This is a genomic window from Methanocalculus natronophilus, from assembly GCF_038751955.1.
Taxonomy (GTDB): domain Archaea; phylum Halobacteriota; class Methanomicrobia; order Methanomicrobiales; family Methanocorpusculaceae; genus Methanocalculus; species Methanocalculus natronophilus.
Genome location: NZ_JBCEXH010000004.1, coordinates 124297 through 139452, shown reverse-complemented (window position 1 = coordinate 139452; position 15156 = coordinate 124297). Strand labels below are relative to the sequence as shown.

Sequence of the window (15156 nt, the reverse complement as noted above, 5' to 3'; positions counted from 1 at the left end):
GCGAGGGATTTTCCTGAACTCTTCGGAACGTGGGAAGAGATCCCGATGCAGTAAACAAAATCATCAGGAGTGAGTGAAGCACGTGCGGACGGGTCCGTGGCGGTGGCGGGATTCTGACACGCGAGTACGAGAGCCCCCTCCCCCCTACTCCCCCTTCCTCCAGGAGAGCATCGCGGTAATGCGGACAGACCGCTCATGGTATTTTCCGTCATCACCCTTCTCAAGAAGATCCTCAAAATGCCGGGTAACAAGGCCAATATCTTCAAAATCCGGTGCATGCATCGTCAGCCACTGTTCTGCAGCCTCTTTTGGGGAATCATATGCCGTCTCCCAGAGTGCACGGTAGATCCGGATATCCGGATAAATCTTATACCCATGAAGGATATTTGCTAGGAAGAGAGCATCCGGATACCCCACCTGGCGGGTACCTTCCTCCCCATAGACTGCCGTATAGATTGCCATCTCCTTTTGGCTCCGCCATTCGCCCATATGCCAGAAGAGATGCACTGAGCGCCGGGCAGCAGCATCCAGCTTCAGAAGTGCTGATCCGACATCATAGAACCCAAGCGAGAATGCCGCGATCACGACATCATGCACCTGGATATCCTCTCCAACCACCACGTCCTCAAAGCGCTTCACCACGCAGGAATAGTTCGTCCTCCCTTCTGCTGCCATCCGCTCCTCAAGGTGTGAAAGCATCCCAGGGGATGCATCAAGAGCAGTCACATGCGAAACCTTCCCCGCAATCGGAACAGCCAGCCGCCCGGTTCCCGCTCCCATATCAAGAACGGTATCAGCAGGCCTGAGATCGAGCATGGAGAGCTCCTGCCTGGTCGACTCTTTTTCATCCCTGGTGATGCGGGAGTAAGCACCGGCTTTCTTATCCCAGACCTTCCCCGGATCCTGGTCTTTCTCAACACGAAGCCGGGAGCTGACATGAATTGCCTTCCAGAGTTCGTCCCAGTTGATGATTGAATCCATACTGATTCCTTTTTTCGTGAGGGACTATCAAATGGATGGTCAGGTGACACCTCCTCCGCAGGCACATGGGTACCGGGCGGTCTGATGATGTCCGGCAATAGCCGATATCACCTCCTCCGCAGGCACATGGGTACCGGACCAGAAGAAGGTTTATCTCATTGCCGCGCCATGCCGAACGTGTTGGTGATGTGACGATGGATAAAGAGAGGATATCCTACCATGACTCTGTACACCAAGTCTATGGACGGCTGAAAGAAGACGGTATGTCAAATGTCTGGGATCGCTATGCCGCCCAGGGGCTTGGATCAAATCCGGATACCCGGTGCAAATTCTGCATGGGTGGTGTCCGGTGCGACTTCTGTTCAAACGGACCATGCCGTGCAGATGCGGAATCTGACAAACGCGGCGTATGCGGTATATCAGCAGACGGAATGGCAATGCGCATGATGCTCCTCAGAAACGTAATGGGTGCTTCAACATACCAGTACCATTGCGAGGAGACAATCCGGACACTCAGGGAAGCAGCAGACGGGAAAGGGCCATTTACCATAACCGAACCGGAGAAACTCGCTGCCTTCAAAAAGCGGCTTGGAATCACCGGGGACATCCATGCACTCTGTGACTTCCTCCAGGAGGATTTTCACAGGCGATCCCATGAGGAGAGCAGGATTGTTGAGAAACTCGCACCCGAAGACCGGAAAAAATGCTGGCGTGAACTTGGCATCTTTCCGGGAGGCATCTATGGCGAGATGGTGCTTGCCACGGGATCTTCACTGACAAATGTGGACGGCTACTATGTGAGCCTCGCAAAAAAAGCGATGCGCCTTGGTGTTGCAATGGCATACCAGAGCCAGATCGTTCTTGAATCAATTCAGGACATACTCTTTGGCATACCGAGGCCGCATGAGGTGAATGTTGACCTCGGCGTTCTGGATCCAGACTACGTCAACATCCTTCCTAACGGCCATGAACCATTCCTCGGGTTCGCGCTTGTTATGGCGGCACGACGGGAGGAGCTCCAGAAAGCAGCCCGTGACGTCGGGGCACAAGGCCTCAGGATCATCGCGAATATCGAGACCGGGCAGGAGATGATCCAGCGGTGGAAGATGGATGATGTCTTCACCGGTTTCACCGGCAACTGGATCATGCAGGAAGCGGTTCTGGCAACCGGGGCAGTTGACGTCTTTGTCGCCGACATGAACTGCTCACTCCCAATGGATCCGCTCTATGCAGAAAAATACCAATTCAGACTGGTACCGGTGAGCCAGCTGGTTGCCTTCGAAGGTGAGTCGGATCGCGAGGAGTACGATCCGGTTGAGGCAGATGCCCAGGCAGAGAAGCTGATCCGCATGGGGATAGAGAACTTCAAGAAGCGCAGAAAGGCGGTCACTCCAATCACCGGGCTTCCGGTACGAACAGCAGTGGCCGGTTTCTCAGCAGAAAGCATCCAGGCCGCTCTTGGCGGTACACTTGATCCCCTGCTTGATGTTATCAGGGATGGAACAATCAGGGGCATCTGCGGCCTCGTCTCCTGCACGACACTGAGAGACCACGGACAGGATGTACATACCGTGGCAATAGCAGAAGAACTGATCAGACGGGACATCCTTGTCCTCTCAATGGGATGCGGATCAGCCGCCCTCCAGGTGGCAGGGCTCGCTTCACCCGAGGCTTGGAATCGGGCAGGTCCTGGTCTTGGAAAACTCTGTACAACACTCAGTATACCGCCTGTCCTCTCCTTTGGAACCTGTACCGACACCGGCAGGTGTGCCGACCTGATCAGGAGTGTCGCCGATGCTCTTGGAGTTGCGGTCACGCAGCTCCCGGTTGCAGCAGCTGCACCCGAATACATGGAGCAGAAGGCAACAATCGATGCCATCTTCGCCCTTGCCTTTGGCCTCTACACCTATGTAAACCCGGTTCCAACCGTTACCGGTGCTCCAAATCTGGTAAAGCTCTTAACTGAAGACCTCAAAGGATTAACTGGCGGAGTCCTCTTTGTTGAACCAGACCCGGTAAAGGCCGTCGACGGGATCGCCGCACATATCGAGTCAAAGAGAAAGGAGCTTGGAATATGAGTGATGATATCAAGGGGAAAAAAATCCGGCTGGACGAACTCGTTGAATACCAGGATGGAGCAGTCTCCAGCAGAATGGTGATCAAACAGAAGAACGGCAACATCAGTATCTTCTCTTTTGACGAAGATGAAGGGCTCTCTGAACATACCGCGCCCTTTGATGCCCTTGTCACCATCCTGGACGGAGAGTGTGAGATCTGGCTTGAAGGCAAGACATTTGAGATGAAGACTGGTGACTCGATCATCTTTCCGGCACATGCCCCGCACGCCCTCTCGGCGATCACGAAGTTCAAGATGATGCTCACCATGATCAAGGAGTAAAACTCAACATGGCAGACGAAGGTGATTACTGCACGATATGTGGAGGAACTCCACCTGATAAAATCCTGATAAAGCAGATCATTGTGGATGGAAAAGAGACCGGGATCGATAAGCTCGACTGGATCATCGGGGAGGTCAAAAAACTCGGCCTGACCGAAAAGCAGGCTATTGCTGATGAGCTGATCCTCCGGGCGACCCAATTCAACTATATCCCGAAAAAGAAGAGAGAAGCATACCGTGAGGCACTCCTCCAGGAGTACCTCAGATCAGTATAGATTCTGGATCCACACCATAGAGATCCAACAGGGGCATCGAATAGGATGCCCCCCGGACAAACCGGATACCCGCAAGATCTCCAATATCAAGCAGCGTCCCATCTTCCTGTGACGCAGCCTTCAGAATGAGGCAAGCGTCCGTCTTCTCAAGATGCAGGATGCGGATTTCGCGGGAAACCGGTGCCAGGTAGGTGATTGTACGCATCTCGTCACGAGACTCCAGGGTGCCTGCACCAACAACCGGCTCCTCCGGTGCACCTGGATCCTCAAGCCCTGTAAAGATGACATCAACACGATCATCGGGATGGATACTGAAGATGAAGACCGGAGCCGGGCTGTCATGAACCCAGATTCCAGACATCGTCCCAGGAGATAGCGGATCCTCCATCTCACCGACACATCCGGTCGTGAGAAGGAGAAGGACAAGCGGGATTGCAAGTATATACAGTCTCATACAATTTCACCAGTTGTTTAGCCGCCAAACCCTTCAGCTTCAGGTAGTTCAAGTCTCTCTCCGGGTTCAAGGATCGCAACCCTCATGTCAGAGGTCGCCTCTATCGCATGTTTAAATGGCAATGGATCCTGGCTGATGACATCCCAGGTATTGTAGTGTATCGGGATGATCAAATCAGCTCCGATATACGATGCGGCGACCATCGCCTCATCCGGCCCCATCGTAAACCTGCCGCCGATAGGCAGGAGTGCAACATCCGGATGATAGAGTTCACGGATCAGTTTCATATCCGAAAAGAGAGCAGTATCACCGGCATGATAGACCGAGACGCCATCCATCCTCATCACATACCCGGCTGCAGGGCCGCCATAATAGCCGCCGCCTGCATCCTCAAGCCAGGACGAATGGACTGCGGGAGTCATGGTAAACGATACACCGTCAATTGAGATGCTTCCCCCGATATTCAGGGCTTCAACAGGAACACCTTCCTTCTTGAGATACTTGGCAAGCTCGTTAGGTGCAATGGTCTGTCGCTTCATGCTGGCAGTATCGCCAAGGTGATCGGCATGTGCATGGGTCACACAGACGATATCCGAATCCGGCGGTGCTTCTCCTGAGGGTATAAACGGATCGAACAGCACCCGCCTTGATCCCTCGCAGAGAATACAGGCATGGCCCAGGTATGTCAGGTACATGGAGATGAGTCGGTTCAGAGAATAAAAAAAGTTTAGCCGAGATCGATCATCTCGGCTTCCGTAATATCGATGGCATCACCCAGACTGTCCTTCGTGACTCCAAGCGTCATCTGCTCGGTGAGATCACGATCCTCCATCACATCGCGGATACGCTCAAGATAGGGATCAAGGGTGGTATCTTTCTGTTCATCAAGCACATGCCGGTATTCTCTCAGGGTTGAGGGGCTTATACCAAGCACCTCAGAGATCTCCTTCATGGTGAGATCCTGTGCCATCAGATCCTCAAGAACCTGTGTTTCAAACGGCATCTTAAAATCAAGATCCCGGAAGAGTTTCAGCCTGACACGTGCCCGGGCAACCGTCTTTGACAGTTTCTCATCACCCAGGCTCCGGGCAATCTCGGTATCGTTCTTTCCTGTATGATAGAGCGTGATAAGACGCGCAAGCTGAATTGGTTCCAGTTTCGTCTTAAAATAGCCCTGATCGAGGATTTCCCGCATAATCAGCGCTATCTCTCTCTCAACTGCATCCTGATCACGCAATGTTCCGTGAATCTTCTTCATAGGTTCGACGATCTCTGTTTTACTGGTGATATCGGCGAATAACTTGAGAAGGTTTTTTTGTTTGCTGCTGGTAGCCATGTGTATATCGACCTATTGTATGATCTTCACATCTCATCGGGTTTATATGATAAATAGTTTGTTGATCCGGCCGTCACAGCAGGGTGACAATCATATCAAATATCGAGTCGTCTAATAGATAAGGAAGTCGTGATACCATGGAGGATGTATACGAAAAGGTGATCGATCTCGCCCGCCGCCGCGGCTATGTCTGGCCGTCAGGGGAGATATACGGATCTGTTGCAGGCTTCATCGATTATGGCCCGCTTGGTGCGATGATGAAGCGGCGGATCGAAGATATCTGGCGTGAATTCTATATCGTCAGGGAAGGGTACTACGAGATCGAATGCCCGACAATAGGCATTGAGCCGATCTATGTTGCATCCGGTCATCTCAAAGGTTTTTCTGATAAGATGTTCCAATGCCCCGGCTGCCAGGAGTTTTTCCGTGCAGATCATGTGGCCGAAGAATACGGGATAGCAAATGCACAGAGTCTCGCAAAGGAAGAGCTGTCTGCGGGGCTTGCAGATAAGCCCTGCACCTCCTGTAAAAAGCCTCTGACAGACATTTTGGTCTTTGAGTTCAACCTGATGTTTTCAACCTCAATCGGCCCGGGCGGACACCGGAAGGGATACCTGCGCCCGGAGACCGCACAGGGGATATTCACCGACTTTGCCCGCCTTCTCAGGTTCTACAGGGACGCACTCCCCTTTGGGGCAGTCCAGATCGGGAGGTCCTACCGGAACGAGATCTCGCCCCGGCAGGGGATGATCCGGCTTCGGGAATTCACCCAGGCGGAAGCCGAGATCTTTGTGCATCCCGATAAGAAGGATCACCCGGACTTCTCCCGCTATGCAGACTACACCATGCCGTTCTATGGTATCGAACACCAGGAGAAAGAGAGCGAACCGGAAACATTGACGGTTGGGGAAGCTGTTTTGAGCGGGCTTGTTGCAAGCGAATATGTCGCATACTATCTGGCGCTCACCCATGACTACATGGTCAGGATCGGCGTTGACCGTGAGAAGATCCGGTTCCGCCAGCATCTGCCTGACGAGCGTGCGCATTATGCAGCAGACTGCTGGGATGCGGAGTTTTATTCAGAGCGGTTCGGATGGGTTGAGGCTGTCGGTATCGCAGATCGAACCGATTATGATCTCCGGGCTCATGCTGAGGTGAGCGGTGAGAAGATGACCGTCTTTATCCAGTACCCGGAGCCCAGAACCGAGCGGAGAGTTGCAACTGTTCCGAAGATGGGGCTGCTTGGACCCCGGTTCAGGAACCGGGCAAAAGAGGTCGGCGAGAAGATAGCAGCAGCAGAACCACAGGGCGATACAATCACGATCACACTGGATGGCGAGGAGATTGAGATCGGTTGCGATCTCTTCGAGGTCAGGGACGAAGAGGTGCTTGTCAGGGGAGAGGAGGTCCGCCCCCATGTCATCGAACCATCCTATGGGATCGACCGTCTCTGCTATGCTGTTCTTGAGCATGCCTTTCACCAGGATGAAGTGGAGGGTGAGACCAGGACATCGCTTCGGCTACCCCCGGCAGTGGCGCCTGTCCAGGTTGCCGTCTTTCCACTGATGAACAGGGACGGACTTGAAGAGATGGCCGGATCTCTTGCTGAAGCCATCCGCGCTCTTGGGATCGTAACAGAATATGACGATTCAGGCGCTATCGGGAGAAGGTACCGGAGACAGGACGAGATCGGAACACCGTATGCGATCACAATCGATTACGAATCAAAAGATGATGCAGCTGCAACACTCAGGGAACGGGACAGCATGCAGCAGGTCCGGGTACCACTAGACGAGATTCCATCTATAATCAGAAAGCTGATACGGGGTGAGCTGCAGTTCTCCGGGATCTGAAGATGAAGACCATCCAGCACCCGTATATCACACCCGATACCGTTGAATCCCGTCAGTACCAGCTTACCATCGCGATGCGGGCACTTGAGGAGAACACACTGATCGTTCTTCCAACCGGTCTTGGTAAGACGGTTGTGGCACTGCTTGTCGCTGCATCACGGCTCCTGAACACAGGCGGACGGGTGCTCATCCTCGCCCCCACAAAGCCGCTTGTTGAACAGCACCTCAACTTTTTTCAGAAAAACCTCAGGCTCCCCGAACCATCTGAGAAGGACTGCATCAGCTTCACCGGCAGCACACCGCCGAAGAAACGGACGCTTCTCTGGGAGGAGTGCCGGATCTGTTGTGCGACACCACAGGTGATCCAGAACGACTGCCAGAACAACCGCTATGATCTCAGAACAGTCTCCCTGCTGATCGTCGATGAATGCCACCGGGCAGTCGGCAACTATGCCTACACCTATCTTGCAGAACAGTACCTTGAAACAGCCGACAATCCTCTTATCCTCGGGATGACCGCCTCTCCCGGGAGCAATCGTGAGCGTGTCCAGGATGTATGCGATCACCTCGGTGTTACGCATGTTGAGAGCCGGGATGAGAACGATCCCGATGTCATACCCTATATCCACGAACGGACAGTCGACTACATACCAGTGGAGCTTCCTGCCTCACTGCAGCAGTGTGTCAGGATCCTCGAAAAAATGATAGATGCCCGTCTTGCCACGCTTGCAGGACTTGGCTGTTCTCTCCCCAGACGGGAACAGCTCTCAATGAAAGTGCTGAACCGGCTGCAGGCAGACATTCAGGAGCGGATAGCAGAAGGCGATACCCGCGCCTATGCAGCATCCTCGCTCCATGCCGAGATCATGAAGCTCAGGCATGCGGTTGTCATGGCTGAGTCGCAAGGGTCCCTCGCACTTGGCCGGTACATAGAGAAGCTCCACGCCGAAGGCCAGTCAAAGAAAGGAAGCAGGGCAAGCCAGAAGATGGTAAAAGACAGGATGTTTCTTGATCTGAGACGTATTGTCACGGAAATTGAAGGGGAGGTGCATCCAAAACCATCTCTTGTTGCATCGGTCATCCATGACCAGCTCATGGAAGCTCCTGAAAGCAGGATCATCGTCTTTGCAAGCTACCGCGACACGGTAACGATGCTTGTCGATCACCTCTCGGATAAAGGGATCATCGCATGCAGGTTTGTCGGCCAGGCATCACGGGAGAGCGACACCGGCCTGTCTCAGAAGAAGCAGATTGAAGCGATCCGGAAGTTTCGTGGTGGAGAGTACCCGGTACTCGTTGCCACGTCAGTTGGTGAGGAAGGACTTGACATCCCATCCACCGATCTCGTCATCTTTTATGAGGCCGTCCCATCAGAGATCCGGAGCATTCAGAGGAAAGGAAGGACCGGACGGAGCGCTGCAGGCCATATCATCGTGCTGGTCACAAAAGGAACAAGTGACGAGACCTTCCGCTGGGTGAGCAGCAGGAAGGAGAAGGCGATGGCAACCGGGGTGAAGCGGCTGGGTGCACACAAAGAAAAGAGGGAGGAGCAGGCAAGTATCGAGCGTTTTGTCACTCCCTCTCATGACAGCAGCAATGCTCCCCACGGAGCGCCATCATCGCAGAGACCCCCTCCCTGATCGTCTGCATATAAACCGCACAGCGGGCCGGGTCGGGTTCATCTGCCATGCGGCGGCAGAGGGCTATCAGCGCATCCTCTATAGACCCGGCAAGCATGGATGGTGCCTCCTGCGGCTCATACTGACGGCGGCTTGATACCGATGCTGCAGCTGGCTCTGGATCGACCTGCAGATCCCTGGCAGGCGGTTTTTGGATCGTATCCTCTGCAGCAGCCTGGTTTTGCTCAAGAGTTGCCAGCGTTTCTCCCTCTCTGCCTGATGATTCCGTGCAGAGAACACAGAAGCGCTCACCCTTGTACTCAAAGAGCGGTGCCTGGCAGACAGAACAGGTCTTTGCCAGCATCTTTCCACCCTTCAGCAGATACTCAGCCATTATCTCATCTATCTCTGTCATACGCACCAGTACCTTTGCCACCGAAGAGATAAAGCATCGCTGGCCGAACTATGAAACTATATAAACCCTCAGGGGGAATAGTAAAGGGAAAAGATGGAGGGTTTCATTTGGCAGAAACGGGCAATACATTACGAAATTGTGTTCAGATCCTTCAGATGATGATGGAAGATAACACTATACCACGGAATATTCGTCGGGTCGCAGACGAGACACGATCTATTCTTCTGGATGAGAGCAACGCACCGGGTCTTCGTGCGGCAACAGCAATATCAAAGATCGACGAGGTCAGCAACGACCCGAATATGCCTGTGCATGCACGAACGCGGATCTGGGAACTTGTATCGCAGCTGGAATCCGTCCCACTTGATTAGGAATTTACGAAACTATCGTTACGATAACACTTCTCTCTCTCATAGAGCGGACATCAAGTTCGCAGAGGACAATCTGTTGCCACGTTCCGGTAAGGAGCCTCTTTTCAGCAACAGGGATCGAGAGTGAAGGACCTATGAGAGCAGCCCGTACGTGGGAGCGGCCATTGCCGTCTCCCCAACGGCTGTCATGAGCATAGGGCACATCTTCAGGTGCAATGCGGGAGAGAGCATTTCTGAGATCGGCAAGAACGCCGGATTCATATTCTATTGTGGTCAGGGCAGCAGTTGATCCCACCACGAAGAGGTGAGCAATGCCTGAAACAATACCGCTCTCCATGACCGCGTCCTGAACCTGATGGGTGATATCAATGATATCACCCTCTCCATGGCTCTTCAGCTGAAGCGTTGTCTGAAACATAAAAAGGGGATTAGTCCCCAAAACAACCTATTCTTTTTGGTCTTCATCTGCCTGAAGATCCAAATCAGGCAGGACATCGGGATCAGCCTGATCATCCGGATCGGCAGATGTCTGCATCTCCGCAGTGACAATGGCAAACCCGGTTACGCGATCGCCCTCATCAAGCCGGATGATCCGGACACCCCGGGTGCTCCTCTTCTGGATGGCAATCTCATCAACCCGTGTCCTGATGACTATTCCAGAAGCAGTCATGACGATTATCTCATCTGTTGTCGAGATGGCACGGGACGCGACAACCATGCCTGACCTGAGATCGGTGATGATGTTTTTGACACCAAGCGTACCCCTGCCATGACCCCGGAATTCATCAAATTCAGTCCGTTTGCCATATCCCTTCTCGGTGATTGTCAGGAGATGGTCGAAGTTAACGACGGTGACAGCCTGGAGGCGATCGCCATTTCGAAGCGATATACCGCGTACACCCATAGCTCCCCTTCCAACAGCACGGACAGCCTCTTCATGGAACCGCAGGCTCTGGCCGTGTGCGGTTGTCAGGATCAGTTCGCGATTGCCGTCTGTCCATTTCACATCGACAAGAGAATCGCCGTCACGGAGCCTGATGGCATTGATCCCGCTCTGCCGCGGATTTGAAAACTGGTCAAGTGCGATCTTGACAACCGTTCCCTTCCGTGTTGCAAAGAAGAGGAAGCGGTCACTCCTGAAGCTGGATACCGGGATCACCTTCTGGATCGTCTCGCTGTTGATATTGAGAAGGTTCACGATGGCTTTGCCACGGGACGTGCGGGAGCCTTCCGGTATGTCGTAGATCTTCAGCCAGTATGCCCGCCCCTGATCTGAAAAGCAGAGGAGGTAGTCATGGGTGGATGCGACAAAGACCGAACTGATGCAGTCCTCCTCTTTTGTCGACATCCCGATGACGCCCCTGCCGCCTCTCCTCTGCTGCCTGTATGTTTCAAGCGGCATCCGCTTGATGTAGTTCTGCTCAGTCAGTGCAACAAAGACCTTCTTCTCCTCGATCAGTGCCTCCTTATCAAGGAACTCGGCGCTGTGAGCGATCTCGGTTCTCCGGGGATCTGCAAACTTCTCTTTGATCTCGCGGGTCTCTTCCCTGACAACGGAGAGGATGTTTGCTTCACTTGAGAGCAGTTCCATAAGTCTTGCAATCTCGGCTTCAAGAGCGTTCTTCTCATCAACAATCTTCTGGTGTTCGAGAGCGGCAAGCCTCCGGAGCTGCATCTTCAGGATTGCGTCAGCCTGGATCTCGTCAAGACCAAACTTTGAGATTAACGCAGTACCTGCCTCTTCAACAGAGGCGGATGCCCGGATTGTTGCAATGACCTCGTCAATTTGGTCAAGGGCGATCAGGAGACCAAGGAGGATATGGAGCCGGTCCCGTGCTTTCTTCAGCTCAAACTCGGAGCGTCTCCTGATAACCGAGACCCTGTGGGCAAGGAAATGCCTGAGGATATCGGTGAGCGGGAGTACCTTTGGCTGGCCGTCCACAATCGAGAGGTTGATGACACCAAACGTCGTCTGGAGCTGGGTATGCTTATACAGGAGATTGAGGATGACATGTGCGTTGATCCCTTTCTTCAGTTCGATGACGACACGGATCCCGTCCTTGTCTGATTCATCGCGGAGATCGCCAATCCCTTCAATCTTCTTCTCACGCACAAGCTGGGCAATATTCTCGATCATCTTTGCCTTGTTCACCTGGTAGGGGATCTCGGTGATGATGATCTGCTCAAGATCGCGTTTGCCGCTCTCGATCTCGGCCACGCCACGGACAATGACCCGTCCGTATCCGGTCGTATAGGCGTTCAGGATGCCTTCTGATCCCATAATCCGGCCACCTGTGGGAAAGTCGGGGCCCGGCATGATAGAGAGGATATCCTGGAGCGGGAGATCGGGAGTTTCGATGAACCGCTCAAGCAGTGTGCAGACCTCACCAAGGTTGTGGGGAGGCATGTTTGTTGCCATCCCAACAGCAATCCCGCTTGTCCCGTTCACAAGGAGGTTTGGGATACGGGCAGGGAGGACAACCGGCTCGGTTGTGGATCCATCGAAGTTTGCTATGAAATCAACTGTCTCCTTCTCGATATCGACAAGAAGCGCCTCAGCTGCCTTTGTAAGCCGTGCCTCGGTATAACGCATCGCCGCAGCCGAGTCGCCGTCAATTGATCCGAAGTTCCCCTGGCCCTCAACAAGGGTGTAGCGGTAGGAGAAAGGCTGGGCCATCTTGACCAGGGTGTCGTAGATGGCCGAGTCGCCGTGGGGATGGTAATTCTCCATTGTGGCTGCGACTGCTTTAACCGATTTCCTGAAGGGTTTGTCTGAGGTGTTGCCGGATCCCCACATTGCATAGAGGGTTCGCCGGTGAACAGGTTTCAGGCCGTCACGGATATCGGGGATGGCACGACCGATGATGACGCTCATCGCATAATCGATGTAGCTCTTCTTCATCTCATCCTCGATCGCCACCGGGATGACGCGTGGTGCCACGTCTTCAGATGTCAAGGTTCTTCACCTCCAGTGCATGCCGCTTGATGAAATCCTTTCGTGCAGAGACATTTTCACCCATCAGTTTCTCAAAGATATCGTTTGCGTGGATCGCATCCTCGATCCTCACCTGTTTCAGCACGCGCCGGCTGGGATCCATTGTCGTCTCCCAGAGCTGCTGGGCATTCATCTCACCAAGACCCTTGTACCGCTGGACATGGACACCGTTTTCTCCCATCTCAAGAACGGCTTTCCGCATCTCGTCCTCACGGAAGACGTAACGCTCCTTCCTGCCCTTTGAAACCCGGTAAAGGGGGGGCTGAGCGAGATAGATATAGCCCATCTCAATTAATTCGGTCATATATCGGTAGAAGAAGGTCAGAAGGAGCGTGCTGATATGTGCTCCATCCACATCTGCATCAGTCATGATGATGATCGAATGGTAGCGGGCACGCTCAGGATCGAAATTTGTCCCGATACCAGTTCCGATTGCTGAGATAAGCGCATTAATCTCAAGATTCTTGAGAATCTTGTGTTCGGTTGCCTTCTCAACATTCAGGATCTTTCCTCTCAATGGAAGGATCGCCTGGAACTTTCTGCTCCTTCCCTGTTTGGCTGATCCCCCTGCTGAGTCTCCCTCGACGATATAGATCTCGCTCTTTGAGGGATCGCGTTCTGAACAGTCTGCAAGTTTGCCGGGGAGCGTTGAGGATTCAAGTGACGTCTTCCTCCGGGCGAGCTCACGTGCGTTGCGTGCCGCCTCGCGGGCACGTGCTGCTGTCGATGCCTTTTCCGAAATGATACCGATGATTTTGGGATTCTCCTCAAAATATTCGGTCAGATACTGGTAGACGAGGGAGTCGACGATGCCCCGGACATTGGAGTTGCCAAGCCGCATCTTTGTCTGGCCCTCGAACTGGGGGTTTGCGATCCTGACGCTGATGATGGCGCAGAGACCTTCCCTGACATCATCGCCCTTTAAGGATATCTCGCCCTTGATATGGTTATTTTTCTTTGCCGAGCTGTTAATTGCCCGGGTGAGCGCAGACCGGAACCCTTCAAGGTGGGTTCCTCCTTCCCTGGTGTTGACACTGTTGACAAAGGTGAAGAGGGTCTCGCTGTAGCCGCTGTTGTACTGGATTGCGACATCCACCTCAACCTTATGCTCCTCATCCTTCCGTGAGAGAAAGATCACATCAGGGTAGAGAGCCTCTTTGCCGTCATTGAGGTACCTGACAAACTCGCTTATGCCGCCTTCGTAATAGAAGGTCTCCCCATCCCCGCTCCGTTTGTCGAGAACACGTATCCGGACATTGCTGTTGAGGAACGCAAGCTCTCTCAGGCGGGAACTGATCACATCAAAATCAAAGTGGGTGGTTTCAAAGATTGTTGTATCAGGCTTGAAGGTGATCCGCGTTCCGGTTGAGATTGCGGGATCATGCTGGTTCATCGCCTCGAGCCGGGAGCCGTACCGCTTTTTCAGCCGCTCACGGATCTCCTCCTCAGATTCAGGAGCAGACGAGAGGGGGGAGACAACACCCCCCCGTTCAAACCGCATCGAATGAATCCTGCCGTCACGGAAGACCTCGACAACCATCCATTCGGAGAGGGCATTGACGACCGAGACACCAACACCATGCAGGCCGCCTGAGACCTGGTACGTGTTTTTATCAAATTTCCCACCTGCATGCAGGACGGTCATAACCACCTCAAGGGCGCTCTTCCCGTACTTCGGCATGGTATCAATTGGAACACCCCTGCCGTCATCCTCGATGGTGCATGAGCCGTCAGGATTTATCGAGACATCGATATGGCTGCAATAGCCTGCCAGCGCCTCATCAATTGAATTGTCCACCACCTCATAGATGAGATGGTGCAGCCCCCGGGCATCGGTGCTCCCGATGTACATTGCAGGCCGCTCCCGTACCGGAGCAAGCCCTTCAAGAACTGTAATATGGTCTGCATTATATGTGCTATTCATGTGTGACTCCGAATATGGCGGACTGTATAGAGGACTGATGCCCTGCAATCGGTGCCAGCCACTTCACTAACTCCTGCAGGCAGGGTTTTTTGCCTGCTTTACCATTATATATTGGTATTTGGAGATGATATACTTCGCCTCTGATACAGAAAATACTGAAATAAACCATTAGATCAGTCAAATGACCCCATATCAGGATCTTCTATACCAAGTTCCCGATCGGCGGCCAGAATGAGCTTATTGATGATCTTTTTTGCCGTTGCAGCATCCTGGGAATCATTGATACCAATCTTGTGCCAGATGATGAGTTTTTTCAGCCTTTCAGTCAGTTCCTGGACTTCGGTTCCCTTCAGTCGCGGCGGCACCTGCATCTCCGTGAGATGATCTGATGCACCATAGAACGCCTGCTCAGGCGGGAGGGTAAAATGTTTGCTGAGGAGGACCAGGTTCACAACAAATCCTCTGCCAAATCTGCTTTCCATAGATAACAATCTTGTTCTGGGATCTCATGAATTCTGCGATCAGGCATGTTTTT

General features: G+C 53.1%; 15 protein-coding genes. 6 read left to right on the top strand and 9 right to left on the bottom strand.

Annotation, left to right across the window (positions count from 1 at the left end):
• Positions 1-144: 144 nt before the first annotated feature.
• Positions 145-981, bottom strand: a complete 837-nt coding sequence (locus ABCO64_RS06235) for a class I SAM-dependent methyltransferase (protein WP_253458922.1) — start codon at positions 979-981, stop codon at positions 145-147.
• Positions 982-1175: 194 nt separating this feature from the next.
• Here ABCO64_RS06235 and cooS point away from each other — a divergent pair, with 194 nt between their 5' ends.
• Genes cooS through ABCO64_RS06220 form a run of 3 tightly spaced genes read left to right on the top strand, consistent with a single transcriptional unit; the run spans position 1176 to position 3654 of the window.
• On the top strand, positions 1176-3059 hold the full coding sequence (cooS, locus tag ABCO64_RS06230; protein WP_253458925.1) for an anaerobic carbon-monoxide dehydrogenase catalytic subunit: 1884 nt from the start codon (positions 1176-1178) through the stop codon (positions 3057-3059).
• A complete protein-coding gene (locus ABCO64_RS06225; RefSeq protein ID WP_253458928.1) occupies positions 3056-3379 on the top strand; it encodes a cupin domain-containing protein in 324 nt (107 codons plus the stop codon). Before cooS ends, ABCO64_RS06225 begins: the two co-directional genes overlap by 4 nt.
• A gap of 8 nt (positions 3380-3387) precedes the next feature.
• Positions 3388-3654, top strand: a complete 267-nt coding sequence (locus tag ABCO64_RS06220) for an NAC family transcription factor (RefSeq protein WP_253458945.1) — start codon at positions 3388-3390, stop codon at positions 3652-3654.
• Here the strand turns inward: ABCO64_RS06220 and ABCO64_RS06215 are convergent.
• The 3 genes from ABCO64_RS06215 to ABCO64_RS06205 are packed head-to-tail and all read right to left on the bottom strand — an operon-like array spanning position 3641 to position 5444.
• Complete coding sequence (locus tag ABCO64_RS06215; protein WP_253458952.1) at positions 3641-4108, bottom strand: hypothetical protein; 468 nt, start codon at positions 4106-4108, stop codon at positions 3641-3643. The two genes, ABCO64_RS06220 and ABCO64_RS06215, sit on opposite strands and share 14 nt — an antisense overlap.
• A gap of 17 nt (positions 4109-4125) precedes the next feature.
• Entirely contained in the window at positions 4126-4803 is a 678-nt protein-coding gene (locus tag ABCO64_RS06210) for a metal-dependent hydrolase (protein ID WP_253458955.1), read from the bottom strand.
• A 32-nt stretch (positions 4804-4835) separates the two neighbouring features.
• Entirely contained in the window at positions 4836-5444 is a 609-nt protein-coding gene (locus ABCO64_RS06205; protein WP_253458957.1) for a response regulator receiver protein, read from the bottom strand.
• A 137-nt stretch (positions 5445-5581) separates the two neighbouring features.
• On the opposite strand from ABCO64_RS06205, the gene glyS reads away from it, so the two are divergent.
• A complete protein-coding gene (gene glyS, locus ABCO64_RS06200; protein WP_253458959.1) occupies positions 5582-7297 on the top strand; it encodes a glycine--tRNA ligase in 1716 nt (571 codons plus the stop codon).
• A gap of 2 nt (positions 7298-7299) precedes the next feature.
• Positions 7300-8937, top strand: coding sequence for a DEAD/DEAH box helicase (locus ABCO64_RS06195; RefSeq protein ID WP_253458962.1), 1638 nt, complete (start codon positions 7300-7302; stop codon positions 8935-8937).
• Here ABCO64_RS06195 and ABCO64_RS06190 read toward each other — a convergent pair.
• Positions 8870-9331, bottom strand: coding sequence for an Sjogren's syndrome/scleroderma autoantigen 1 family protein (locus ABCO64_RS06190; protein WP_253458964.1), 462 nt, complete (start codon positions 9329-9331; stop codon positions 8870-8872). The two genes, ABCO64_RS06195 and ABCO64_RS06190, sit on opposite strands and share 68 nt — an antisense overlap.
• A 107-nt stretch (positions 9332-9438) precedes the next feature.
• On the opposite strand from ABCO64_RS06190, the gene ABCO64_RS06185 reads away from it, so the two are divergent.
• The gene (locus tag ABCO64_RS06185) at positions 9439-9702 is read left to right on the top strand and encodes a stationary phase-response protein (RefSeq protein WP_256472501.1); all 264 of its coding nucleotides are present in this window, start codon (positions 9439-9441) and stop codon (positions 9700-9702) included.
• 4 nt (positions 9703-9706) lie between these two features.
• Here the strand turns inward: ABCO64_RS06185 and ABCO64_RS06180 are convergent, their stop codons facing one another.
• From ABCO64_RS06180 to ABCO64_RS06165, 4 genes are all read right to left on the bottom strand, one after another.
• Positions 9707-10120 carry a secondary thiamine-phosphate synthase enzyme YjbQ gene (locus ABCO64_RS06180; RefSeq protein WP_253458969.1) on the bottom strand — a complete coding sequence of 138 codons (414 nt, stop codon included), beginning with the start codon at positions 10118-10120 and terminating at the stop codon, positions 9707-9709.
• 27 nt (positions 10121-10147) lie between these two features.
• A complete protein-coding gene (gene gyrA, locus ABCO64_RS06175) occupies positions 10148-12658 on the bottom strand; it encodes a DNA gyrase subunit A (protein WP_256472502.1) in 2511 nt (836 codons plus the stop codon).
• On the bottom strand, positions 12648-14621 hold the full coding sequence (locus tag ABCO64_RS06170; protein ID WP_253458971.1) for a DNA topoisomerase subunit B: 1974 nt from the start codon (positions 14619-14621) through the stop codon (positions 12648-12650). Before ABCO64_RS06170 ends, gyrA begins: the two co-directional genes overlap by 11 nt.
• Positions 14622-14794: 173 nt before the next feature.
• Complete coding sequence (locus tag ABCO64_RS06165) at positions 14795-15103, bottom strand: hypothetical protein (protein ID WP_253458974.1); 309 nt, start codon at positions 15101-15103, stop codon at positions 14795-14797.
• Positions 15104-15156: the final 53 nt, after the last annotated feature.

Bases quoted from the DNA above. Each gene is read 5' to 3' on its own strand.
- ABCO64_RS06170 (WP_253458971.1), bottom strand. From the start codon at position 14,621: ATGAATAGCACATATAATGCAGACCATATTACAGTTCTTGAAGGGCTT.
- ABCO64_RS06215 (WP_253458952.1), bottom strand. From the start codon at position 4,108: ATGAGACTGTATATACTTGCAATCCCGCTTGTCCTTCTCCTTCTCACG.
- ABCO64_RS06195 (WP_253458962.1), top strand. From the start codon at position 7,300: ATGAAGACCATCCAGCACCCGTATATCACACCCGATACCGTTGAATCC.
- ABCO64_RS06220 (WP_253458945.1), top strand. From the start codon at position 3,388: ATGGCAGACGAAGGTGATTACTGCACGATATGTGGAGGAACTCCACCT.
- ABCO64_RS06205 (WP_253458957.1), bottom strand. From the start codon at position 5,444: ATGGCTACCAGCAGCAAACAAAAAAACCTTCTCAAGTTATTCGCCGAT.
- ABCO64_RS06165 (WP_253458974.1), bottom strand. From the start codon at position 15,103: ATGGAAAGCAGATTTGGCAGAGGATTTGTTGTGAACCTGGTCCTCCTC.
- ABCO64_RS06235 (WP_253458922.1), bottom strand. From the start codon at position 981: ATGGATTCAATCATCAACTGGGACGAACTCTGGAAGGCAATTCATGTC.
- ABCO64_RS06190 (WP_253458964.1), bottom strand. From the start codon at position 9,331: ATGACAGAGATAGATGAGATAATGGCTGAGTATCTGCTGAAGGGTGGA.
- cooS (WP_253458925.1), top strand. From the start codon at position 1,176: ATGGATAAAGAGAGGATATCCTACCATGACTCTGTACACCAAGTCTAT.
- ABCO64_RS06180 (WP_253458969.1), bottom strand. From the start codon at position 10,120: ATGTTTCAGACAACGCTTCAGCTGAAGAGCCATGGAGAGGGTGATATC.
- ABCO64_RS06210 (WP_253458955.1), bottom strand. From the start codon at position 4,803: ATGTACCTGACATACCTGGGCCATGCCTGTATTCTCTGCGAGGGATCA.
- ABCO64_RS06225 (WP_253458928.1), top strand. From the start codon at position 3,056: ATGAGTGATGATATCAAGGGGAAAAAAATCCGGCTGGACGAACTCGTT.
- glyS (WP_253458959.1), top strand. From the start codon at position 5,582: ATGGAGGATGTATACGAAAAGGTGATCGATCTCGCCCGCCGCCGCGGC.